The organism is Pseudomonas anguilliseptica, assembly GCF_021375795.1.
Taxonomy (GTDB): Bacteria; Pseudomonadota; Gammaproteobacteria; order Pseudomonadales; family Pseudomonadaceae; genus Aquipseudomonas; species Aquipseudomonas anguilliseptica_A.
In genome coordinates, this window is record NZ_JAEIOI010000001.1 from 1526410 (window position 1) to 1547945 (window position 21536).

Sequence of the window (21536 nt, forward strand, 5' to 3'; positions counted from 1 at the left end):
GAATGCCGCATGAGTCTGCCTCCTAACCTGGGCCCGCGTAACGGAATTTTGTCGCTGACCATCAAGGACAAATCCGTGCTTTATGCCGCTTATATGCCCTTTATCAAGAACGGCGGCCTGTTTATTCCAACCAACAAGAGCTACAAGCTCGGCGATGAAGTATTCATGCTGCTTAACCTGATGGACGAACCGGAAAAGATTCCGGTCGCTGGCAAGGTGGTGTGGATCACGCCGAAAGGCGCGCAAGGCAACCGCGCCGCCGGTGTAGGTGTGCAGTTCAATGATGGCGACAACACCGCGCGCAACAAGATCGAAACCTACCTGGCTGGTGCACTGACTTCGGATCGCCCGACGCACACCATGTAAGTGGTTTTTCCTCCGTATCACGGTGCCCGCCCTGTGGCACCGCTTCTCAAGTGATTGTTCCCCATGCTGGTTGATTCCCACTGTCACCTTGACCGCCTCGATCTAGCTGCCCATGGCGGTTCTCTCGATGCGGCGTTGGATGCTGCGCGCGCGCGCGGCGTTGGTCATTTTCTGTGCATCGGCGTCAGCGCCGATAATGCCGCAGCGGTCAAAGGCCTGGCTGAGCGTTATGCCGATGTCGATTGCTCGGTCGGTGTGCACCCGCTGGACCTTGAGCCGGGCGCAGCGCCGGCGCTGGATTGGCTGCTCGCTGAGCTGAATCACCCGCAGGTGGTGGCCATCGGCGAAACCGGTCTGGATTATCACTACGAGCCTGAGTCTGCAGCGCTGCAGCAGGCATCCTTCCGTTTGCACCTGGATGCCGCGCGGATTACCGGCAAGCCGGTGATCGTGCATACCCGCGAGGCGCGTGCCGACACCCTGGCGCTGCTGCGTGAAGCGGCGCTGCCGCAAGCCGGCGTGCTGCACTGCTTTACTGAAGATTGGGAAATGGCCAAGGCGGCGCTGGATATCGGCTTCTATATCTCGCTGTCCGGAATCGTCACGTTCCGCAATGCCGAAGCACTGCGCGAAGTGGCGCGCCAGGTGCCCGCTGATCGCTTGCTGGTGGAAACCGATTCGCCTTACCTGGCGCCGATCCCGCACCGCGGCAAGCCAAATTTGCCGGAGTACGTGCGCGATGTGGCCGAGTACCTGGCGGTGTTGCGCGGCGTGAGCTTTGAGCAATTGGCGGAGCAGACTACGGCCAACTTCAAACGCTTATTTCCGTTGGCTCGGCTGGCTTAATCGCGCTTTCCTGAAAAGTCGAAGACAAAAAAAACCCGGGCTCTGGGGGATGAGACCGGGTTAAGACCATTAGGAGTAAATCAAGGTACGCGGTCCACGGTACCCTGCCTGGCGGGGCGCTTGGGGGATACGCCGCACACCAGTACTGCTCAGTATTGGTGAAGATTGCCGAACGTCCAGGCCATTTGCCGGCATTCTTAAACGGATTTGGAATACAGAGCGCGTTGCTGAGTTCTCAAGCAGTCGCCAGCTGTTGCAGCAGTGCCAATGTCTCTTCAATCACCCTGGGTGCGGTATAGAAATGCGGCGACAGGCGGATGCCCGCACCGCGCTGTGCGCAGATCACCTGGTGCTGTTTCAGTTGGCCGAACAAGACTGTGTTGTCCCAGCCATCCAGGCTGAAAGTCAGAATTCCGGCGCGCTGCTGACGCTCCACGGCGCTATGCAGGTGTGCGCTTGGGATGTTGCCCAGTCCATCTAACAGCCACTGCATGCGCTCCTGCAGGGCGCTTTCGACTGCACTCATGCCCACTTCTTCAAGCAGTGACAGGCTGGCCTCCAAGGCCATGGCGCCGAGCATGTTCGGGCTGCCACATTCAAAACGCCGGGCGCTGCGGGCGGGCTCCCAAGTGCTGCGCTGGTAGTCGCCGGCATGTTCGAGCATATGCCAGCCGTATTCATGCAACTTGAGCTGCGCGCGCAGGTCGCTGCGGCAATAGAACACCCCGAGGCCTTCCGGGCCGAGCAACCATTTATGCCCGTCTGCCATGGCAAACGCGCATTGGCTGGCCTGCACGTCGAAGGGCAGGGCGCCGAGTTGCTGGATGGCATCGATGCACAACAGCACGCCGCGTGCCTGGCAGCCCTGGCCCAGACGCGGCAGATCCAAACGCAGGCCGCTGGCGTACTGCACTGCACTGATAGCCATCAGCCGTGTACGTGGGCCGCAGGCGGCGAGCAGGGCGGCTTCGGCATCGCCCTGATGCAGATTGACCTGCACGACTTCGACGTCCTGCGGGGCGAGCGCTTCCCAGACAATCCGGTTGGACGGGAACTCTTCGTCGCTGATCACCACCTGATCGCCTGGCCGCCAATCCAGCCCGAAGGCAACAAAAGACAATGCCTCGGAGGTGTTTTTCACCAGTGCAATATCGCTGTGGGAGGGCGCGTTTAGCAGTCGCTGCAAGCGCTCGCGCAGGCGCCGCTCGACCTGCAGCCAGTTTGCGTAGTCACGGGCGCCGGTTTGCGCGTTCTCGATGGCAAAACGACTGACTGCATCGACGGCCCGTTGTGGCCAGGGGGAAACGGCTGCGTGGTTCAGATAGCGCAGGCCGGGAAGCTGTGGAAACTCGTCATGAACTGCGTACATGGTCGGATGATCCGTGCAATTTGCCGTTAGTTAGGCATAATACGCGCCTTCGTTTTTTTGACCCCGTAGTCCTTTTATGCATAAAGAACCCCGCAAGGTCCGTGAGTTTCGCCGCCGCGAACAGGAAATTCTCGACACAGCACTGAAACTCTTCCTCGACCAGGGCGAAGACAGCGTGACTGTGGAGATGATTGCCGACACGGTTGGTATCGGTAAAGGCACCATCTACAAGCATTTCAAATCCAAGGCGGAGATCTACCTGCGCCTGATGCTTGACTACGAGCGCGACCTCAACGAGTTACTGCACTCGGCGGATGTCGATCGCGACAAGGAAGCCCTGTCGCGCGCCTACTTCGAGTTCCGCATGCGCGACCCGCAGCGCTATCGCCTGTTCGACCGCCTCGAAGAGAAAGTGGTCAAGGGCAACCAGGTGCCGGAGATGGTCGAGCAGTTGCACAAGATTCGTGCCTCCAACTTCGAGCGCCTGACCCAGCTGATCAAAGGTCGTATCGCTGAAGGCAAGTTGGAAGACGTGCCCCCGTATTTCCATTACTGCGCCGCTTGGGCGCTGGTGCACGGTGCCGTGGCGCTGTATCACTCGCCGTTCTGGAGCAACGTGCTGGAAGATCAGGAAGGCTTCTTCCAGTTCCTTATGGACATTGGTGTGCGCATGGGTAACAAGCGCAAGCGTGAGGGCGATACGCCGAGTAGCTGAGGCATTCAGCGAGTGGATAACGACTCTGCTGGGCCGGCGCTGACCCTATACTCGATCTTCACTTTTGCTGGAGTCGCGCATGATCGTTGATCGCCAGGGCCGGCGTTTTCGTAACCTGCGGGTTAGCCTGACCGCCGCCTGCAACTACGCCTGCACCTACTGCGTGCCGGACGGTAAACGACTGGTAGCTGCGCAGGACGAGTTATCCGCCGAGGCCATGCTGCGTGGCGTGGCCTACCTGATCGAAGCGGCTGGCATTGAGCGCTTGCGTATCACCGGTGGCGAGCCGCTGGTCAGCCCCAAGCTGGAGCACTTTCTGCGTGGCGTCAGCCAGCTTGGTTTGGCGGATATCAGCCTGACCAGCAACGGTCAGTTGCTGGCGCGCAAGCTGCCGTTGCTGCTGGAATGCGGCATCCGCCGCTTGAACATTTCCCTGGATACTCTCGACGCGGCGGCATTTCGCAGCATCGCCCGTGGTGGCGATCTGGCGACCGTGCTCGATGGTCTGCAGCAGGCTTGGGCGGCGGGGGTACAGATCAAGGTCAATATGGTGCCGCTGCGCGGGCAGAACCTCGATCAGGTGCTGCCGCTGCTCGACTACTGCCTGGTCAATGGCTTCGAGCTGCGTTTTATCGAACTGATGCGCATGGGCCATCTGGCCCGCGACGGCAACGGGTTTCAGCGCCAGTTTGTCGGCATGCCCGAGCTGCTGGAGCTGATCGGCAGCCGCTACGACTATGTTCAGGCTCACGCTGCGCTGGATGCTACGGCGCTGCGTTACGCCATCCCCGGCGTTGGCCATTTCGGTGTGATTGCCAATGAAAGCGTGCCGTTCTGCCGTACCTGTTCGCGCCTGCGCTTGTCTTCGACCGGTTGGCTGCATGGTTGTCTGTCATCGAGCAATCGTCACTATGTCGGCGATCTGTTCGACAAACCACGGCACCAGGCGTTACCGGCGCTGCAGGGGCTGCTGGTGAAGGCGCTGGGTGACAAGCAGGATGTGGCGTTCTCCGGCGGTGCAACCGTGATGAAGATTATTGGCGGCTGAGATCGCCCCTGTACCGAGTAAAGAGCATGCAAAATTTCCCCATCAGCTATATCGAGCCGGTGTTCCGGCCGCCCAGCGAAGCCCATTCGCTGATTCTGCCGGTGACCAATGGTTGCTCCTGGAACAAGTGCACGTTCTGCGAAATGTACACTCAGGAACAGAAGAAGTTTCGCGCACGTGATGAAGCGCAGGTGCTCGAAGAGATTCGTCTGACCGGCGAGCGGATGATCGTGCAGCGGGTGTTTCTCGCCGATGGTGACGCCCTGGTGCTGCCGACGCGGCGTCTGCTGACCATTCTGCAGGCGATTCGCGAGCACATGCCTGAGGTTGAGCGGGTATCGAGTTATTGCCTGCCGCGTAATCTGCGTAAGAAGTCGGTGGATGAGCTCAAGGAGCTGGCCGATGCTGGCTTGCGCATGGCGTATGTCGGCTGTGAATCTGGTGATGACGAGGTGCTGGAGCGGGTTAACAAGGGCGAGACCTATGAGTCCAGTCTGAGCGCACTGGACAAGCTTGGTCAGGCGGGTATCACCCGCTCGGTGATGATCCTCAACGGCCTGGGTGGCACGGTGTTGAGCGAGCAGCATGCGGATAATTCGGCGCGCCTGATGAATGAGTCGCAGCCTGAATTTCTCTCAACCTTGGTGGTGAGTTTTCCTATGGGGGAGGCGCGGTTTCGTGAGGGTTTTGCCGACTTCCAACCGCTCAACCAGCAGCAGCTGTTTGTCGAGGTGGAGCGTTTGCTAAGTGGCCTTGAGCTGCGCGATACGGTGTTTCGCAGTGATCATGCCTCCAACTATCTGGTTCTCAAGGGCAACCTGGGCGCAGACAAGGCGCGCTTGTTGGCTCAGGTGCGACAGGCGATCGAGCAACCGCAACAGGCACGCCTACGCCAGGAATGGCAGCGCGGCCTTTGATGGGCAGCGGGTGGCGTGAAATCTGCATCAAGGCGCTATCCGCCGGTTTTCTGTCACCGGCAGCGGGAGAGGCATGATGCGTAGTCTGTTGTTGATAATGAGTGTGTTGCTGCTGAGCGGCTGCATGAAGGCCAGTGATCTGGCGGATGAGGCGATTTATCAATTGCGCGATGTCGGCGTGCTTGACCATAGCCAGACGCGCCGCGCCAGCCCGTGGCGCTTGCAGGCCGATTCCTTCATCTATATCGCCCAGGGGCATTTCGTGCCGCCGGGTGGTGCCTATCCACGGCCCAATGTGGTGGCTGAGGAAGCCTACAAGGGCTTTATCGAGTATTTCCCCATGGTGCGCCGCGCCAAGGCGCCGCTAGGCCTGGAAGAGTCGTTGACGCAGGCGCGTGAGGCGGGTGCGCATTACCTGCTGTTCAGCCGCTTCGCCTATGCCGATGACCGTATTGGCACGGTGGAGGAGTGGGAAGATCAGGAAGCCCTGGATCGGCTGGGGACTGATCGTGGGGTTATTCAGTTGATGCTGATCGAAACCAATACCCGCTATTTGGTCGATACGGCGCGCATTCGTAGTCGCGGAGGCTTCCTGACGCTTTATGATGCCAAGCCGGAGGATCTGATCGGTCCGGCGCTGCAGGATTACGCGCGGCGTTTGTTGGGCTTGGGGCATTGAGTGATGACTGATACAGGTAAGGCCGGCGACCTGCTGGCGCAGATACCCAAAGGCGAAGGCAAGGGTTTGCCACCGGTGCACCTGTGGGACCCGGAGTTCTGTGGCGATATCGATATGCGCATCGCCCGCGATGGCACTTGGTACTACATGGGGACGCCGATTGGCCGCAAACCCATGGTCAAATTGTTTTCCACCATCATTCGGCGTGACGACGACAAGTACGTGCTGGTAACGCCGGTAGAGATGGTCGGCATTCAGGTGGATGACGCGCCCTTTGTCGCGGTCAGTCTACAGGTGGAGGGCGAGGGTGAGGCGCAGGTGCTGCGTTTTATCACCAATGTCGAGGATGAGGTGGTCGCCGGCAGCGAACATCCGCTACGGGTCGAGCTCGACGCTCTAACTGAAGAGCCGGCGCCATATGTGCATGTGCGCAGCAATCTTGAGGCGCTGATTCACCGCAATGTGTTCTATCAGTTGGTTGAGCTGGCGGTGACGCGCGAAGTTGATGGCCAAATATGGCTTGGGGTGTGGAGTGGCGGTGAGTTTTTCCCGATCGGGCCGCAGCCGGACTGATCGGTTCGGCCGCTAGTCGTTGAATTCAACGCAATAAAAAGGCTCCCGAGGGAGCCTTTTTTGCGTCTTACATATTGGGGTAGTTAGGCCCGCCGGTGCCTTCAGGTGCCACCCAGTTGATGTTCTGGGCAGGGTCCTTGATGTCACAGGTTTTGCAGTGCACGCAGTTCTGAGCGTTGATCTGGAACTTCTGCTCGCCGTCTTCCTTGGTCACCACCTCGTAAACGCCGGCTGGGCAGTAGCGCTGCGCCGGTTCGTCGTACATGGGCAGGTTCTTGCTCAGCGGAATGCTCGGGTCGGTGAGCTTCAGGTGGCAGGGTTGTTCCTCTTCATGGTTGGTGTTGGAGAGGAATACCGAGCTGAGCTTGTCGAAACTGAGCTTGCCGTCCGGTTTCGGGTAGCTGATCTTCTGCGCCTCTGCTGCCGGCTTCAGGCAGGCGTAGTCTGGCTTGGTGTCGTGCAGGGTGAAGGGGATCTTGCCGCCGAAGATGTTCTGATCCAGCCAATTGAAGCCGCCGCCAACCAGTGGGCCGAACTTGTGCAGCGCTGGGCCGAAGTTACGGCTGCGGAACAGCTCGTCGTACAGCCAGCTGGCCTTGAATGCGTCAACGTAACCAGTCAGCTGGTCACCGCCTTCTCTGCCTGCAAACAGCGCGTCAGCCACAGCGTCAGCAGCGAGCATGCCGGATTTCATGGCGGTATGGCTGCCCTTGATCTTGGCGAAGTTCAGGGTGCCGAGGTCGCAGCCGATCAGTGCGCCGCCGTTGAAGACCATCTTCGGCAGCGAGTTGAGGCCGCCTTTGCAGATGGCGCGAGCACCATAAGCGACGCGTTTGCCGCCTTCCAGGTACTGGGCGATCACCGGGTGATGTTTGTAGCGCTGGAACTCATCGAATGGCGACAGGTGCGGGTTGCTGTACGACAGGTCAACGATCAGGCCAACGACTACCTGGTTGTTTTCCAGGTGATAGAGGAACGACCCGCCAGTGTTTTCATTTTTGACCACGTCCAGCGGCCAGCCAGCGGTGTGCACCACCACGCCTTGTTCGTGCTTGGCTGGGTCGATATCCCAGATTTCCTTGATGCCGATACCGTAATGCTGTGCGTCGGCTTCGGAGTCAAGGTTGAATTTCTTGATCAGCTGCTTGCCGATATGGCCACGGCAGCCTTCGGCGAACAGGGTGTACTTGGCGCGCAGTTCCATGCCTGGGGTGTAGTAACCCTCTTTCGGATGGCCTTCACGGTCAACGCCCAGATCACCGGTGAGAATGCCGTAGACCGCACCTTCTTCATTGATCAGCGCTTCCTGAGCAGCGAAGCCTGGGTAGATTTCTACGCCGAGGTTTTCCGCCTGCTGTGCCAGCCAGCGGCACAGGTTGCCCAGGGAAATGATGTAGTTGCCATGGTTGTGCATGGTCTTGGGCACGAAGAGGTCCGGAACCTTGCTGGCCTTCTCGGCATTGGTCAGGACATAGATGTCATCGCGCTTGACCGGCGTGTTCAGCGGGGCGCCGAGCTCTTTCCAGTCAGGGAACAGTTCATTCAGGGCGCGGGGCTCGAACACGGCGCCAGAAAGAATGTGCGCGCCGACTTCGGAGCCTTTTTCGACCACGCAGACGCTGATCTCTTTACCCGCTTCGGCGGCTTTCTGCTTCAGACGGCAGGCGGCGGACAGGCCGGAAGGCCCAGCGCCAACGATGACGACGTCGAATTCCATAAATTCGCGTTCCACAGGCTATCTCCTACTCAAGGCTCTCTAATTTTATTTGGCGATCAAGCTCGTTCCATGAGCGATGCTGGCGCATTATATCCAGACCCTTCGAACGGGCCAATACAAACGTTTGTTTGAATTTTCTGTAGGGCTGTTAGAATCTTACTACATCGCTGACGATTGGCCGGTTCGTTGTATTGACCAGTCTAGGTCGTGCGGTCAAGATACGGGCGGTTTTGTGTCTGCCGTTATTGGTCGACTCCCGGTTCCGGCCGGTCTGCAGTTCCCGCCATGTTCGCTTCTGGCGACATTCTTATTCACCGGAGAGTAACGAGGAATCCATGAAGGTTCTTGTAGCTGTCAAACGAGTGGTCGACTACAACGTCAAGGTTCGCGTCAAAGCGGACAACAGCGGCGTTGATCTTGCCAACGTCAAGATGTCGATGAACCCTTTCTGCGAAATCGCCGTGGAAGAAGCTGTACGCCTGAAAGAGAAAGGCGTGGCGAGCGAGATCGTTGTCGTAACCATCGGCCCGGCCACTGCTCAAGAGCAGCTGCGTACCGCGCTGGCCCTGGGTGCTGACCGTGCCATTCTGGTTGAGTCGGCCGACGAGCTGAACTCGCTGGCTGTGGCCAAACTGCTCAAGGCAGTGGTCGACAAAGAGCAGCCTCAGCTGGTGATCATGGGCAAACAAGCCATCGACAGCGACAACAACCAGACTGGCCAGATGCTGGGCGCGCTGACTGGTTTCGGCCAGGGCACCTTCGCTTCCAAAGTCGAAGTAGCTGGCGACAAGGTCAACGTAACCCGTGAAATCGACGGCGGCCTGCAGACTGTTGCACTGAACCTGCCGGCTATCGTGACCACCGACCTGCGTCTGAACGAGCCGCGCTACGCGTCGCTGCCGAACATCATGAAAGCCAAGAAGAAGCCGCTGGAAACCGTTACCCCGGCTGATCTGGGCGTTTCCACCGCTTCCACCGTCAAGACCCTGAAAGTCGAAGCGCCTGCTACCCGCAGCGCTGGTATCAAGGTCAAGTCCGTGGCTGAACTGGTCGAGAAACTGAAGAACGAGGCGAAGGTAATCTAAATGACTATCCTGGTTATCGCTGAACACACCAATGCTGCTCTGGCTGCAGCCACTCTGAACACTGTTGCTGCTGCTGCGAAAATCGGTGGTGACATCCACGTTCTGGTTGCCGGTGCCAACGCCGGTGCCGCTGCCGAAGCCGCTGCCAAAATCGCTGGCGTAGCCAAGGTGCTGGTTGCTGACAACGCCGCTTTCGCTCACCAGCTGCCGGAAAACGTTGCGCCGCTGGTTGCCGAACTGGGCAAAGGCTACAGCCACATCCTGGCTGCTGCCACCAGCAACGGTAAGAACATCCTGCCGCGCGTTGCTGCTGCGCTGGACGTTGATCAGATCTCGGAAATCATCGCCGTTGAAAGCGCTGATACCTTCAAGCGTCCGATCTACGCCGGTAACGCCATTGCTACCGTACAGTCCTCCGCTGCCGTTAAAGTCATCACCGTGCGTAGCACTGGTTTTGATCCGGTTGCTGCCGAAGGTGGTTCTGCTGCCGTTGAAGCAGTTAGCGGTGCCGCTGACGCTGGCAAGTCGTCTTTCGTTGGCGAAGAGCTGGCCAAGTCCGACCGTCCTGAACTGACCGCTGCCAAGATCGTCGTTTCCGGCGGCCGCGGCATGCAGAACGGCGACAACTTCAAGCACCTGTACGCCCTGGCCGACAAGCTGGGCGCTGCTGTAGGTGCTTCGCGCGCTGCAGTTGACGCAGGTTTCGTACCGAACGACATGCAGGTCGGTCAGACCGGCAAGATCGTTGCGCCGCAGCTGTACATCGCCGTCGGTATCTCCGGCGCGATCCAGCACTTGGCCGGCATGAAAGACTCCAAAGTGATCGTTGCGATCAACAAGGACGAAGAAGCGCCGATCTTCCAGGTGGCTGATTACGGCCTGGTCGCTGACCTGTTCGAAGCTGTACCTGAGCTTGAGAAACTGGTGTAAGCCAGTTTTCACCGCGCAGAAAAAACCCGCTCACAGAGCGGGTTTTTTTATGCTCCAGGTTTTTGGGCCCGGAGAAAGGCGCGGTAATGTTCGGCAGTTTGCTGGGGGCGCTCGATCATTGGCGCATGGCCGGTCTGCGGCATGATGACCACGCTGGATTTGCGCAGCAGCGGCCGCATGACATCGACGCTGGAGACGTGCAGCGCGCGATCTTCAGCGCCCCAAAGGATCAGCGTAGGTGCCTGGATCCTGGGCAACTCCGGTTCCAGTGGGATGTAGCGTTCAACCAGATGCTGAAACACCTGATCATGGTGCGCGCTGTTTGTGCTGGCTTGCTCGGCGAGATAGCCCTTGAGCGACTCCGGCAGATAGGGCGGTTCTACAAAGATGAAGGCCAGCAGGCGCTGAAAATCTTCGACGTTTCTCACCACCAGCGGGTTGGCCTCGCCGCGTTGCAGGCGTTGCAGTAATTCGCTGGGTTGTGGGGCGGTGATGCCGGCATTGTCGAGCAGCGCGAGGGATAACACCTTGTCGGGGTAGCGTGCGGCATAGAGCGCGCTGATATGCCCGCCCATGGAGTTGCCGATCAGGTGCAGTGGCTTGATATCCAACGCGTCGATCACGCTGGCCAGGCGCTCTGTCTGGGTGCCGACATCATAGCTGCCCGCAGGTCTGCTGCTGGCGCCGAAACCCGGCAGGTCGAGGGCAATCACCCGGTAATCCTGGCTGAGGTAGCGGGCGAAACGCAGCCAGTTGTCTTTGTTGGCGGCAAAGCCGTGCACCATCAGAATGGTTTGTGCGCTGCTCGGGCCGCCTTCGTAGTAATGAATGTTAAGATCGCCCACGCTGATCTGCTTGAGGCTGAGCCCGGCACGTTGCCGTTCGATCAGTTGCAGGCTTGCCAGTTGTGCGGCAGGCGACAGGTAGAGCAGGGCTGCGCTACCGATAAGCGCGAAGATCAGGCCTGCGATCAGTTTTTTCATGATGGGTCTTTATCGCGAATTAATATGAATGCGTATTAAGCTAGCATGAAGACGATGTGTTCCGATCTGCTCTGCGCAGACGCCCATCCAAGGTTAAATCGAGAAGTCGCCAATGCTTGAGCGTGGTCTCTATAAATCGGTTCTGCTGCTGTTCGGCCTGTTACTGATGCCGATGGTTGCAGGGGCTGCTGGTAAATGTGAGCGTTTGGTGGCCACCGGCAACCCGGAGTACCCGCCTTATCTATGGCGCGATCCGCAGAACCCGCAACAACTGATCGGTGCCAATGCCGATCTGCTACAGCACCTGGCCAAGGAGCTTGGCGTAGTGGTTGACATCATCTACACCGGGCCCTGGTCGCGCGCGCAGGATGAAGTGCGTACCGGTCGTGTCGACCTGATCGCCGGGGCGTTCCTTACTCTGCCGCGCCTGGATGTGATGGATTATGTGCACCCGGCGTTCTATTCCACGCCTAATGTGGTGTGGGTACATCGCGGTGCCGAGTTTCCTTATGCCGGCTGGGATGATTTGCGTGGACGCACGGGCGATACCCTGGTCAACAACAGTTTTGGTCAGCAGTTCGATGCCTTCGCCAAGGAAAATCTGACATTGGAAGGCGTTTCCAGCCTGACTCAGGCTTTCCAGAAGCTCCTGCTGGGGCGTACCGATTATGTTCTGTACGAGCGTTATCCCGGTCAGGCGCTGGCCGATAGCCTGGGCATGCAGGATGACCTGCTGGTGCTTGATCCGCCTATTTCCAGCGAGGGGTTGTACCTGACCCTGTCGCACAACTCGTCCTGCAACGACCCCTGGCTGCGCGGCATGTTGGCGAAGAAAATGACCGAGGCTGTTGCCAGTGGTCTGCCCGAGACCTTGCTGCAACACAACCTGCAGCGCTGGAAAGAACAACAGCTTGAAGCCCAACAGTAGGGAATTTCTGTGATTTATCGACGTATCTGTGTGGCCTTGCTGCCGCTCGTACTGAGCGCCTGCGCAACCGACCCCGCGCCGCATGAACAACTGCGCCTGACCGAGCAAGCTCTCAGCCAGGCCAAAGCGCTGGGCTTGTCCGCTGAACAGTCGGCGTCGTTGCGCCAGGCCGAGGAAAAGCTTGCCCTGGCACAAGCGGCCATGCAGGACGAAGATTTCAAGCAGGCGCGGCTGTATGCCGAGCAGGCTGAGCTGGATGCACGTCTGGCCGAAGCCGAGCACTTGACCGAGAAGAGCCAGCAGCAACTGGCGGAGTTGACGAACGCCATCAACCGTTTGCGCAAGCAACTGGGAGGTTTGCAATGAAGCACTCCCGGATCATGCTGCTTGCCACCTTGGGCAGCCTGTTGCTGAGCGGTTGCGCGACCTCGCACAGTTCCAGTGAGAAGGCCTTGGAGGCAGCCCACAGTGCCTTCCAGAAGGTCAAGGAAGATCCTGATGTATTGCGCAGCGCACCCAAAGAACTGATCCGCGCCGGTGAATCGTTGGCCCGGGCTGATCGCTTGTCGAGCTACTGGGGCAGCAGCGAGGATGTGGCCCATTACGCCTACCTCAGCCAGCAGCACAGCGCGATTGCCGGGCAGATGAGTGCACTCAATCTGAATCAGGAGCGCGCTGCCAAGCTGGAGCTGGAGCGGCAACGCCTGCAGTTGGCTTTGCGTGAAGCCAAACTGCTCAGCGTGCAGGAACAGAGCAACTGGCTTGAAGAACAGATGGTCAGCCTGGCCACCACGCAGAGTGAGCGCGGCCTGGTGATGACCCTGGGCGATGTGCTGTTCGATGCCGGCCACAGCGATCTGAAGGCTTCGGCCAACCGTACCGTGCTCAAGCTGGTGCAGTTTCTCCAGCTCAACCCGCGGCGCATTGTACGGATCGAGGGTTACACCGACAGTCGCGGTGATGCCCAGGAAAACCTCGAACTGTCCCGCGCTCGTGCCCAGGCGGTGGCCGATGTACTGGTCGATCTGGGCATTGATGCCAAGCGCATCGAAGTCCAGGGGCATGGCGAGGCGTTCCCGGTGACCGAGAATGCTTCTGCCAAAGGCCGGGCGCAGAATCGCCGGGTAGAGATCGTCTTCTCAGATGAGCAGGGCCATCTCGGCTCATCCCGCTAAGCCTGATGTCGCTCAGAAACCCCGGTTTGCCGGGGCTTTTTCGTTGCAGTTGTCAGCCGCACATGCAGGCCATCAGTCAAAGCAATGCTTGATTGCACCGTTACAGTCCTGGCGAGTGCGCACTGTATCGCCCACAATTCAGTGAGCTGTACCGGTGCAATTATAAAAAGCCGGTTTACTGTTACGGTTCAGTCAAGCAGGAACGCGGTCATGACCAATCTGTTGCTTTATCAGCGCATTGCCCAGCAACTAGCGGAAGATATCCGTCGCGGCGTTTACCAGCCCGGTGAGCGGGTGCCTTCGGTGCGCAAGATGAGTGCGCAGCTCAGCGTCAGCCACGCCACGGTGTTGCAGGCCTATGCCAATCTGGAAGATCAGGGCTTGATTCGCGCCCGTCCACAGTCTGGCTTTTATGTGCACCAGACGCCTGCCCTGACCGCACCCACTCCCGATATCGCCCGCGTAGAACGCCCTGGTCTGGTCACGCGCAGCAGCATTATCAATCAGGTACTCACCGAGTCGCGCCGCGAGGGGGTGTTTCCGCTTGGCGCGGCAGTGCCGCATGTGGATTACCTGCCGGTGCGTGCGTTGCACCAGCAATTGGCCAAGGTCACCCGTTTTCATAGCGCGCGGGCCTTTAGCTATATGTTCAGTCCGGGCTTTGAGCCGCTGCGGCGCCAAGTGGCGATTCGCATGCGTGATGCCGGCGTGGTGATCGACCCGACTGAGGTGGTGATTACTCACGGCTGTGTGGATGCCCTGCAGATGAGCCTGCGCGTGCTGACCAAACCGGGTGATCTGATCGCGGCCGAGTCGCCAACTTATTACGGTTTGCTGCAACTGGCTGACCTGCTCGGCCTGAAAGTTATCGAAATTCCCAGCGACCCGACTACCGGCATCAGCCTGGAAGCGCTGCAACTGGCGGCCAACCAATGGCCGATCAAGGCGCTGGTGCTGACCGCGCGGCTGAGCAATCCGCTGGGCGGCACCATTCCGGAAGAGCGCCAGCGTCAGTTGCTGCGCCTGGCCGGTGATTACGATATCCAGATCATCGAAGACGATATCTACGGCGAGCTGATGTTCGAGCAGGGCCCGACCAAGGCGCTCAAATCCCATGACCGCGAAGGACGGGTGATCTACTGTTCGAGCTTTTCCAAGACTCTGTCGCCGGGGGTGCGCATCGGCTGGATTGTTGCCGGCAAGTACCAGGATGAAATTCAGCGCCTGCAAACCTTCAGTACCCATTCGGCCTGCAGCGTCACGCAGATGGCGGTAGCGGCCTATCTGGAGAACGGCGGTTATGACCGCCACCTGCGTTTTATCCGCCAGGAGTACCGCAAGAACCTCAGCGCGTTTCAGCTGGCGGTGCAGCAGTACTTCCCTGAAGGCACGCAGATGAGCCGGCCCAAGGGTGGCTTTATTCTCTGGGTCAGCCTGCCGGCGCGGGTCAATACCAAGGACCTGCACGTACGCGCCTTGCAGCAGGGCATCAGCATCGCGCCGGGCTTGATCTTCAGTAATACCGAGCAGTTCAACCACTGCATCCGCCTGAACTGCGGCATCCCGTGGAACCGCGAAGCTGAACGTGCCTTGATGACCTTGGGCATGCTGGCAGGGCAGCTGTGTCAGGAGGGGATGGCTACTTCCTGAGTGCTGCGCTACGCGCCTGCGCTACGCTTGTTAGCGCCAACAAGGAATTAAGGCGGAAAAATTGGTGCGGATAATCGTGGCGTTGCTTTGCCTGCTGCTGGGTAGCCCGGGCGCACGTGGAGGTGACTTTTCTGTGGGGGTTGAGGCGATCGACTTCTACCCGATCTACGACGGCACATCGGCTCACTACCGTGGCTACGGGCGGGATGTATTGGATCATTTCGCCAGTAAATATGGTTACCGGTTCCACTATGTTCACTTGCCGGTGAAGCGCCTGTACCGCAACTTTCTCACTACCAACGAACTGGATTTCAAGTTCCCCGATAATCCGTTGTGGCAGCGTGAAATGCGTAAGGACAAATCGCTTACCTACAGCGATAGCGTCTACCAAGCTGTCGAGGGGATGTTCGTATTGCCGGCGAACCGTGACAAATCGCTTGCTCAACTGGCGACGATTGCCACCGTAAGGGGGTTCGATGCCTGGCCTTACAAGGCCGATATCGCCAACGGTGTTATCGAACTGCAATTCGCCAACACCCAGGACAGCCTGTTAGCACTGGCTCGGCAAGGTCGGGTGGGTGGCATCTTCTACGAAGCCAGTGCGCTCAACTGGCATCAGTACACGCACGATACCCCGGCGGATGAAAGGCTTGTGTTGAACGAGCGTTTACCGCATTACCGGCCGCAGTTTTTTCTGTCCACGCGTACGCAGCCGCAGATCATTGCCCAGTTCAACCAGTTTTTGCAGGATGAAGCGAATCTGTTGCAACGGCTAAAGGCCAAGTACGGGCTGCCGGATGTACAGGCGCCCTAATACAGAGAGCCACCTTTCCCAATATGCTTGCGCTGCGCTTTACAGCTGATGGGGCATTTTTACGAACGCTTAACCCGGCTGCCGACTCCTCTACGTCTACCTGAGCGAATGGTTTATTCGCTCGCTCAGGAGATGCCCCCATGCCCGCTTACCCCGTATTGCTTGTCCGTCCCCTGCTTGCCGGTTTTGCCGCTGGTGTATTGATTAGTCTCGGCGCGTGCAGCGCCGCCAACCCTGACGCGCCGGCCACCGAGGCGGGTAGTCCGCAGCTCAGCGATCAGTCTCATCAGCGTGAACGTGCCGAGTTGCATGAGCAGCTGGCCGCTCCGGCTGAGCTACAACGCAAAAGCCAGGTGGCGGGCAGGGCGGTGATGCCCAGCGTGGCCTATGCGCCGATGCCGATGTCTGTGCAGGCCGATGCCTTGCCGCAGGGCTACCGTGACCAGAACCGCGAGCAGTATCAGAAATTGGCAGGCAACCCCGTGCATGCAGTCGCCGAGACGCCGGTATCGACCTTCAGCATTGATGTGGACACCGGCAGCTACGCCAATGTGCGGCGTTTTCTCAATGGCGGGCAACTGCCACCACAGGATGCGGTGCGTCTGGAAGAGCTGGTCAACTACTTCCCCTATGCCTATCCGTTGCCCAAGGGCGATGTGCCGTTCGGCGTGCACACCGAGCTGGCGGCCACACCGTGGAACCCGCAAAGCCGTCTGCTGCGTATCGCCATCAAGGCTTCCGATATGCAGGTAGAACAGCTGCCGTCGGCCAATCTGGTGTTTCTGGTGGATGTCTCCGGCTCGATGGACCGCCGCGAGGGACTGCCGATGGTGCAGGGCACGCTGAAGTTGCTGGTCGAGCAACTGCGCCCCCAGGACAAGGTATCGTTGGTGGTGTACGCCGGATCCTCCAGCGTGGTGTTGGAGCCGACTGCCGGTAGTGATAAAGCCAAGATTCGCGCGGCCATTGATCAGCTCACGGCCGGTGGTTCCACCGCTGGTGAGTCGGGCATCCAACTGGCTTACCAGCAGGCGCAGCAGGGCTTTATCAAGGGTGGTATCAACCGCATTCTGCTGGCCACCGATGGTGACTTCAATGTCGGTGTCAGCGACTTTGAAAGCCTTAAACAACTGGCGGCGGATAAACGCAAGACCGGCGTATCGCTGACCACCCTGGGCTTTGGCACCGACAACTACAACGAGCAGTTGATGGAGCAGCTGGCCGATGCCGGCGACGGCAACTACGCCTATATCGACAACCTGCGCGAGGCACGCAAGGTGCTGGTCGATCAGCTCAGCTCGACCCTCGCGACGGTGGCCAGCGATGTGAAAATCCAGGTTGAGTTCAACCCGGCCGAGGTCAGCGAATATCGGCTGTTGGGTTATGAGAATCGCGCACTGAAGCGTGAGGATTTCAGCAACGACAAGGTCGATGCCGGTGAGATAGGCGCAGGCCATACCGTGACAGCGCTGTATGAAGTGGTGCCGGTAGGCGGCAAAGGCTGGCTGGAGCCGCTGCGCTATCAGGCCGCGCAGAAAACCAAAGGCAATGCTGGCGAACTGGCCTGGCTGCGCATTCGCTACAAGGCGCCAGGGCAGAATGTCAGCAAGCTGCTGGAGCAACCGATTCAGGCCGCCGATGTACCTGCCATCAGCCAGGCTAGCGAAGACCTGCGTTTTGCTGCTGCCGTGGCTGCCTTCGCCCAGCAGCTTAAAGGCGATACCTATACCGGGCGTTTCAGTCTGGCCGACAGCGCCGAGCTGGCGCGCAATGCCAAGGGCGATGACCGCTTCGGTCTGCGCGGCGAGTTTGTACAGCTGGTGGAACTGGCGCAGAGCCTGCAAACTGCGTCGAATCCTTCAACGACCGCACGAGTACAGCAGTGAATCGACCCCTCACGGATGACGACGCCGCCTTGTTGCGGCGTTACCGCCGCGGTGATGCGGCGGCTTTTGCCGATTTGTATGAGCGTCACCGGCTCGGCCTGTTTCGCTTTCTATTGGGCTTGTGCGGCGACCATGCCTTGGCCGAAGAGGTGTTTCAGGACACCTGGATGAGTCTGATCCGCAGCCAGAGCGAACAGCGCGAGGCGGTGTTGTTCAAGACCTGGCTGTACCAGATCGCTCGCAACCGCTTGATCGACACCTGGCGCAAGCATGGTCGGCACCAGGCGGGGCATGCGGAATATGATGAACAGCAGCATGCCCCGCACGACCCGCAGCCGGGGCCTGAGCAGCAGCTCAGCCTGAGCCGTGATCAGCAGCGTTTAGAGGCCGCCCTGGCGGATCTACCGGCGGAACAGCGCGAAGTATTCCTGCTGCGCGCCCATGGTGATCTGGAGTTGGCCGAGATCGCCGAGCTGACCCAGATCCCTGCTGAAACAGTGAAAAGCCGATTGCGCTATGCCCTGCAAAAGTTACGTCGGCTGCTGGCTGACCCGGCCGCCGAGGAGTTGTCCGTATGAACCACGACCAACAGAGGCTCGATGAGCAGGAACAGCAGATGCTTGCGCATTTTCGCCAGCACAGCGGCGGCGAGCCGAGTGCGCAGCTGGATGCACAGATTCTCGCGGCGGCTACTGCCGCCGTGCGCAGCGCCGCCGTAGATGAGGCTAAACCTGGCCTGAGTGCGCGTCTGCACAACTGGCTGTTCGGCACTGGCGGTCGGCAACGCTGGTCGATGGCATTGGCTGGAGTCGCCTGCCTGGGAATTGGCGTAAGCCTGACCTGGCGCACGTTCGAGCAGGCGCCGGATGCCTTCGATGCCGTGCCGAGCGGCGCGCCCATGGCACCGGCTGCAGCGCGGATGGCGCCACAATCTGCGCCGATGCCCGCGCCGCTGGCAGAGTCCGCTGTGCTGGCGGATGAGGTCGAACGCTCGCGTGCCGCGCAACCCGCTCCGGTGATTCAGGGTTACGGCAGCGATACCGCCGAGGCGAAGAAAAAGCTTTCGATCGCAGCGCCTGATCAGCTGCTGCGTGAGGAATCGGCGGCTGATGCATTACAGTCACACGCTGCCCGTGCACCTGCTAGATCAGCGGTCGAAAAAGCGCCTGCCGCTACTGGCAGCCAAGCCGAACAGCTGCTGCACAGCGAGTTGCAACGCTTGCTCAAGCTGCGCCGTGACGGCTGGTCGGACGAGGCCGATGCCTTGTTGCTGCAACTGATGCGCGAGCACCCCGAGGTGGATATCGACGCGCAACTGCAACTCTTGCAGGCGCCCGACTGAACCACACCACAGATCGCCCGGTGGCCAGTGCATGCGCTGCCGCCGGGGGCTTTGGTCGTGTGCGGTTACCTGCTGTACAGATTGCAGGGTTGCCAGCGGCCTGTGCAGGGGCGAGCATAGCGGCTTGTGACGCTGCCTTTGTATCTGCCATGACCATTATTCAACGTTGCGCACTGCTGCTGACCCTGTTGTCACTGGCAGCCTGCGAGCAACCCGCCAATCCACCTACGCCAACCAAAGCACCGGTTGTGCAAACGCAGGCCGATACGTCCACGAGTGGTAAAACACCGCCTGCGCCTGTCAGCCCAGCACCCCAGGCGGAGCCGCCTGCTGCGCCAAAACCGGCGAAAAATTCGCCGCCAGCCAAGCCGGTTGCCGCACCCGTCAAAGCCAAGCCCGCTCAGCCGGTGCCGGAGAAAAAGGTCCCGCTGGAGTTGAGCCTGCACCCTGATGTGTTCGATCCACTGCAACCTCTGGAGCCGCTCAACGACCTGTCGACGCCGTTGTTACCACCGCTGTTTGTCGAAAAAACTGAGCCGGAAAGCCCCTTTCAGCTCAATGGCAAGCTGATCACCAACGAGCGTGGTGACGACTATTGGCAATCGGTTGAAGGTGCGCAGTTGCAGTTCGAGTTCAAGCAGTAGCCGGCGACGGCCAACCGTCGCCGGGTATGGCTGATCAGAAGCGGTAGGCCTGCTGGCTGATGGCACTGAACAGGGTGTGATCCAGCGGCGTAAAGCACGATTCGCCGGGGAGACGCACCCACAGCGGCTCCTGCACCCGCGTCGGGTCGTAGGCGGCCTGCTTGAGGTCGGCCTTCTTGTATTTGAAGGTGCCGGTGGTTTCCACCTCGCCGAGCAGGCGGATAAACAGCGGTGCGGCGTACACCGGCAATTCGGCATCCAGGTGTGCGGCGAGGGCGGTGCCGTCCAGTTGCTGACCTTCGCTCAGGCGCAGCGCTGCCATGCCACAGCGGCCATTGGTGCCGGGGATTTCCACGCCGTAGACCACCGCATCTTCCACGCCTGGGAAGGCACCGAGGACGTTTTCCACTTCGGTGGTGGAGACGTTTTCGCCTTTCCAACGGAAGGTATCGCCCAGGCGGTCGACAAATTGCGCATGCTTGCAGCCGATGTCGCGCATCAGGTCGCCGGTGTTGAACCAGGCATCGCCCTTCTTGAAAACATTGCGCAGGATCGCCGCCTCGCTCTTGGCCGGGTCGGTGTAACCGTCGAACGGCCACTTGGCGCTGATCTCGCTGATCAATAGGCCCGCTTCGCCTTTCTTGGCTTTTTCCAGAAAGCCTTTTTTGCCACGTACCGCCTGGTCGTTCTCCAAGTCGTAACGCACGATGGCATAGGTGGCGGGGGAGAAGCCCACGGTATTGTCGAAGTTGAACACGTTGGTAAAGCCGATATTGCCTTCGCTGGAGGCATAGAACTCGGTGATCTGCTCGACCCCAAAGCGCGCCTTGAACTCGGCCCAGATCGAGGGGCGCAGGCCGTTGCCGATCATGCAGCGCAGGCTGTTGTTCTTCTCGGCGGCCGTCTCGGGCTGGTTAAGCAGGTAGCGGCACAGCTCGCCGATATAGCCGAAGCAGGTGGCCTGATAGCGCTGCACATCCGCCCAGAAGGCGCTTGCGGAAAACTTGCGGCGCAGGGCGATGGCCGCGCCGCCAGCCAAAGCGGCGCTCCAGCATACGGTGACGGCGTTGTTGTGGTAACAGGGTAGGGTCAGGTAGAGCACATCCTGATTGTTCAGGGTCAGGCCGGAGTGGCCGAAGCCGCCATAGGCCTTGATCCACTTGCCGTGGCTCATGATCGAGGCTTTGGGCAGACCGGTGGTGCCGGAGGTGTAGATCAGGAAACAAGGGTCCTTCATCTGCACCTGGGCGCTGTCAGGCGGGTTATCACTGGCCTTGCTGCGCGCCAGTTGCATCAGGTTGGTCCAGCCAGCCGGTGCCTGGCCGGCATCGCTGAGGCATTCCTGATCGGCTACCCAGTAACGCGGTGTCTGTGGGTTGTCGAGTTGCTCGGCCACCTCATTGAAGGCGACGAGCAGTTCTTCGCCGATCAACATAAAGCCCGGTTTGACCAGATTCAGGCTGTGCGCCAGCACCTTGCCGCGTTGAGTGGTGTTGACCAAGGCACCGACCGCACCGAGCTTGCTCAGCGCCGCGAGAATCGCCAGCAACTCCAGGCGATTTTCCAGCATCACCGCCACCACACTGCCATGGCGCACGCCTTCGGCCTTGAAAGCCCAGGCCAGGCGGTTGGCCCAGGCGTTGAACTGGGCATAACTGAGACTGCGCGACTCATCCAGCAGCGCCGGACGCTGCGGGTGCTGTTGCGCCGCCCGCTCCAGCGCCCAGGCCAGCGACAGGTTCTTTTCACGGTTGCGGATGCCCGCGTAATACAGGCCGCGCAGCATGCGCGGTACACGCGGCAGATGCTGCGGCAAGCGGGTCAGAAAACGCAGCGGGGAAATCAGATCGGTCTGGCTCATGGCTCTCG

General features: G+C 59.8%; 22 protein-coding genes. 18 read left to right on the top strand and 4 right to left on the bottom strand.

What is annotated here, in order from left to right:
* The first annotated feature begins 9 nt into the window (after window positions 1-9).
* Window positions 10-366: a PilZ domain-containing protein gene (locus tag IOD17_RS07070; protein WP_090238100.1), complete on the top strand. Its 357-nt coding sequence runs from the start codon at window positions 10-12 to the stop codon at window positions 364-366.
* 63 nt (window positions 367-429) lie between these two features.
* Window positions 430-1212, top strand: a complete 783-nt coding sequence (locus IOD17_RS07075) for a TatD family hydrolase (protein ID WP_233684351.1) — start codon at window positions 430-432, stop codon at window positions 1210-1212.
* A 235-nt stretch (window positions 1213-1447) separates the two neighbouring features.
* On the opposite strand, the gene IOD17_RS07080 is transcribed toward IOD17_RS07075, so the two are convergent.
* Window positions 1448-2581, bottom strand: a complete 1134-nt coding sequence (locus tag IOD17_RS07080; RefSeq protein ID WP_233684352.1) for an aminotransferase class V-fold PLP-dependent enzyme — start codon at window positions 2579-2581, stop codon at window positions 1448-1450.
* Window positions 2582-2657: 76 nt separating this feature from the next.
* On the opposite strand from IOD17_RS07080, the gene IOD17_RS07085 reads away from it, so the two are divergent.
* The 5 genes from IOD17_RS07085 to IOD17_RS07105 all read left to right on the top strand — a co-directional run bounded on the left by IOD17_RS07085 (window position 2658) and on the right by IOD17_RS07105 (window position 6513).
* Window positions 2658-3296 carry a TetR/AcrR family transcriptional regulator gene (locus tag IOD17_RS07085; RefSeq protein ID WP_233684353.1) on the top strand — a complete coding sequence of 213 codons (639 nt, stop codon included), beginning with the start codon at window positions 2658-2660 and terminating at the stop codon, window positions 3294-3296.
* Window positions 3297-3375: 79 nt separating this feature from the next.
* Window positions 3376-4344, top strand: coding sequence for a GTP 3',8-cyclase MoaA (locus IOD17_RS07090; RefSeq protein WP_233684354.1), 969 nt, complete (start codon window positions 3376-3378; stop codon window positions 4342-4344).
* Window positions 4345-4370: 26 nt separating this feature from the next.
* Window positions 4371-5261, top strand: coding sequence for a radical SAM protein (locus IOD17_RS07095; RefSeq protein ID WP_233684355.1), 891 nt, complete (start codon window positions 4371-4373; stop codon window positions 5259-5261).
* A 76-nt stretch (window positions 5262-5337) separates the two neighbouring features.
* On the top strand, window positions 5338-5940 hold the full coding sequence (locus IOD17_RS07100) for a DUF4823 domain-containing protein (protein ID WP_233684356.1): 603 nt from the start codon (window positions 5338-5340) through the stop codon (window positions 5938-5940).
* Window positions 5941-5943: 3 nt separating this feature from the next.
* Window positions 5944-6513: a DUF1285 domain-containing protein gene (locus tag IOD17_RS07105; RefSeq protein ID WP_233684357.1), complete on the top strand. Its 570-nt coding sequence runs from the start codon at window positions 5944-5946 to the stop codon at window positions 6511-6513.
* 67 nt (window positions 6514-6580) lie between these two features.
* Here the strand turns inward: IOD17_RS07105 and IOD17_RS07110 are convergent, their stop codons facing one another.
* Window positions 6581-8245, bottom strand: a complete 1665-nt coding sequence (locus IOD17_RS07110; RefSeq protein ID WP_233684358.1) for an electron transfer flavoprotein-ubiquinone oxidoreductase — start codon at window positions 8243-8245, stop codon at window positions 6581-6583.
* Window positions 8246-8565: 320 nt separating this feature from the next.
* Between IOD17_RS07110 and IOD17_RS07115 the strand changes: the two genes are divergently transcribed.
* Complete coding sequence (locus tag IOD17_RS07115; RefSeq protein WP_233684359.1) at window positions 8566-9315, top strand: electron transfer flavoprotein subunit beta/FixA family protein; 750 nt, start codon at window positions 8566-8568, stop codon at window positions 9313-9315.
* Window positions 9316-10245: an electron transfer flavoprotein subunit alpha/FixB family protein gene (locus IOD17_RS07120; RefSeq protein WP_233684360.1), complete on the top strand. Its 930-nt coding sequence runs from the start codon at window positions 9316-9318 to the stop codon at window positions 10243-10245. It begins immediately after the preceding gene.
* 47 nt (window positions 10246-10292) lie between these two features.
* Here the strand turns inward: IOD17_RS07120 and IOD17_RS07125 are convergent, their stop codons facing one another.
* The gene (locus IOD17_RS07125) at window positions 10293-11228 is read right to left on the bottom strand and encodes an alpha/beta fold hydrolase (RefSeq protein WP_233684361.1); all 936 of its coding nucleotides are present in this window, start codon (window positions 11226-11228) and stop codon (window positions 10293-10295) included.
* 112 nt (window positions 11229-11340) lie between these two features.
* Between IOD17_RS07125 and IOD17_RS07130 the strand changes: the two genes are divergently transcribed.
* From IOD17_RS07130 to IOD17_RS07170, 9 genes are all read left to right on the top strand, one after another.
* Window positions 11341-12156: a substrate-binding periplasmic protein gene (locus IOD17_RS07130; RefSeq protein WP_233684362.1), complete on the top strand. Its 816-nt coding sequence runs from the start codon at window positions 11341-11343 to the stop codon at window positions 12154-12156.
* A gap of 9 nt (window positions 12157-12165) precedes the next feature.
* Window positions 12166-12522 carry a DUF4398 domain-containing protein gene (locus IOD17_RS07135; protein ID WP_233684363.1) on the top strand — a complete coding sequence of 119 codons (357 nt, stop codon included), beginning with the start codon at window positions 12166-12168 and terminating at the stop codon, window positions 12520-12522.
* The gene (locus tag IOD17_RS07140) at window positions 12519-13331 is read left to right on the top strand and encodes an OmpA family protein (protein ID WP_233684364.1); all 813 of its coding nucleotides are present in this window, start codon (window positions 12519-12521) and stop codon (window positions 13329-13331) included. The genes IOD17_RS07135 and IOD17_RS07140 overlap by 4 nt, the downstream gene beginning before the upstream one ends.
* A 210-nt stretch (window positions 13332-13541) precedes the next feature.
* The gene (locus IOD17_RS07145) at window positions 13542-14981 is read left to right on the top strand and encodes a PLP-dependent aminotransferase family protein (protein WP_233684365.1); all 1440 of its coding nucleotides are present in this window, start codon (window positions 13542-13544) and stop codon (window positions 14979-14981) included.
* Between the two features lie 64 nt (window positions 14982-15045).
* Window positions 15046-15795, top strand: a complete 750-nt coding sequence (locus IOD17_RS07150; RefSeq protein ID WP_233684366.1) for a substrate-binding periplasmic protein — start codon at window positions 15046-15048, stop codon at window positions 15793-15795.
* Between the two features lie 140 nt (window positions 15796-15935).
* Window positions 15936-17681 (top strand): vWA domain-containing protein, encoded by a 1746-nt coding sequence (locus tag IOD17_RS07155; RefSeq protein ID WP_233684367.1) that lies wholly within the window; start codon window positions 15936-15938, stop codon window positions 17679-17681.
* A complete protein-coding gene (locus tag IOD17_RS07160) occupies window positions 17678-18259 on the top strand; it encodes an RNA polymerase sigma factor (protein WP_233684368.1) in 582 nt (193 codons plus the stop codon). The genes IOD17_RS07155 and IOD17_RS07160 overlap by 4 nt, the downstream gene beginning before the upstream one ends.
* Window positions 18256-19023, top strand: a complete 768-nt coding sequence (locus IOD17_RS07165) for a hypothetical protein (protein WP_233684369.1) — start codon at window positions 18256-18258, stop codon at window positions 19021-19023. The genes IOD17_RS07160 and IOD17_RS07165 overlap by 4 nt, the downstream gene beginning before the upstream one ends.
* Before the next feature lie 149 nt (window positions 19024-19172).
* On the top strand, window positions 19173-19667 hold the full coding sequence (locus tag IOD17_RS07170) for a hypothetical protein (protein ID WP_233684370.1): 495 nt from the start codon (window positions 19173-19175) through the stop codon (window positions 19665-19667).
* A 34-nt stretch (window positions 19668-19701) separates the two neighbouring features.
* On the opposite strand, the gene IOD17_RS07175 is transcribed toward IOD17_RS07170, so the two are convergent.
* Window positions 19702-21528: a long-chain-acyl-CoA synthetase gene (locus IOD17_RS07175; RefSeq protein WP_233684371.1), complete on the bottom strand. Its 1827-nt coding sequence runs from the start codon at window positions 21526-21528 to the stop codon at window positions 19702-19704.
* Window positions 21529-21536 lie beyond the last annotated feature (8 nt).

Bases quoted from the DNA above. Each gene is read 5' to 3' on its own strand.
- IOD17_RS07175 (WP_233684371.1), bottom strand. From the start codon at position 21,528: ATGAGCCAGACCGATCTGATTTCCCCGCTGCGTTTTCTGACCCGCTTG.
- IOD17_RS07070 (WP_090238100.1), top strand. From the start codon at position 10: ATGAGTCTGCCTCCTAACCTGGGCCCGCGTAACGGAATTTTGTCGCTG.
- IOD17_RS07075 (WP_233684351.1), top strand. From the start codon at position 430: ATGCTGGTTGATTCCCACTGTCACCTTGACCGCCTCGATCTAGCTGCC.
- IOD17_RS07170 (WP_233684370.1), top strand. From the start codon at position 19,173: ATGACCATTATTCAACGTTGCGCACTGCTGCTGACCCTGTTGTCACTG.
- IOD17_RS07105 (WP_233684357.1), top strand. From the start codon at position 5,944: ATGACTGATACAGGTAAGGCCGGCGACCTGCTGGCGCAGATACCCAAA.
- IOD17_RS07130 (WP_233684362.1), top strand. From the start codon at position 11,341: ATGCTTGAGCGTGGTCTCTATAAATCGGTTCTGCTGCTGTTCGGCCTG.
- IOD17_RS07125 (WP_233684361.1), bottom strand. From the start codon at position 11,228: ATGAAAAAACTGATCGCAGGCCTGATCTTCGCGCTTATCGGTAGCGCA.
- IOD17_RS07085 (WP_233684353.1), top strand. From the start codon at position 2,658: ATGCATAAAGAACCCCGCAAGGTCCGTGAGTTTCGCCGCCGCGAACAG.
- IOD17_RS07165 (WP_233684369.1), top strand. From the start codon at position 18,256: ATGAACCACGACCAACAGAGGCTCGATGAGCAGGAACAGCAGATGCTT.
- IOD17_RS07155 (WP_233684367.1), top strand. From the start codon at position 15,936: ATGCCCGCTTACCCCGTATTGCTTGTCCGTCCCCTGCTTGCCGGTTTT.
- IOD17_RS07140 (WP_233684364.1), top strand. From the start codon at position 12,519: ATGAAGCACTCCCGGATCATGCTGCTTGCCACCTTGGGCAGCCTGTTG.
- IOD17_RS07095 (WP_233684355.1), top strand. From the start codon at position 4,371: ATGCAAAATTTCCCCATCAGCTATATCGAGCCGGTGTTCCGGCCGCCC.
- IOD17_RS07120 (WP_233684360.1), top strand. From the start codon at position 9,316: ATGACTATCCTGGTTATCGCTGAACACACCAATGCTGCTCTGGCTGCA.
- IOD17_RS07080 (WP_233684352.1), bottom strand. From the start codon at position 2,581: ATGTACGCAGTTCATGACGAGTTTCCACAGCTTCCCGGCCTGCGCTAT.
- IOD17_RS07115 (WP_233684359.1), top strand. From the start codon at position 8,566: ATGAAGGTTCTTGTAGCTGTCAAACGAGTGGTCGACTACAACGTCAAG.
- IOD17_RS07145 (WP_233684365.1), top strand. From the start codon at position 13,542: ATGACCAATCTGTTGCTTTATCAGCGCATTGCCCAGCAACTAGCGGAA.
- IOD17_RS07100 (WP_233684356.1), top strand. From the start codon at position 5,338: ATGCGTAGTCTGTTGTTGATAATGAGTGTGTTGCTGCTGAGCGGCTGC.
- IOD17_RS07090 (WP_233684354.1), top strand. From the start codon at position 3,376: ATGATCGTTGATCGCCAGGGCCGGCGTTTTCGTAACCTGCGGGTTAGC.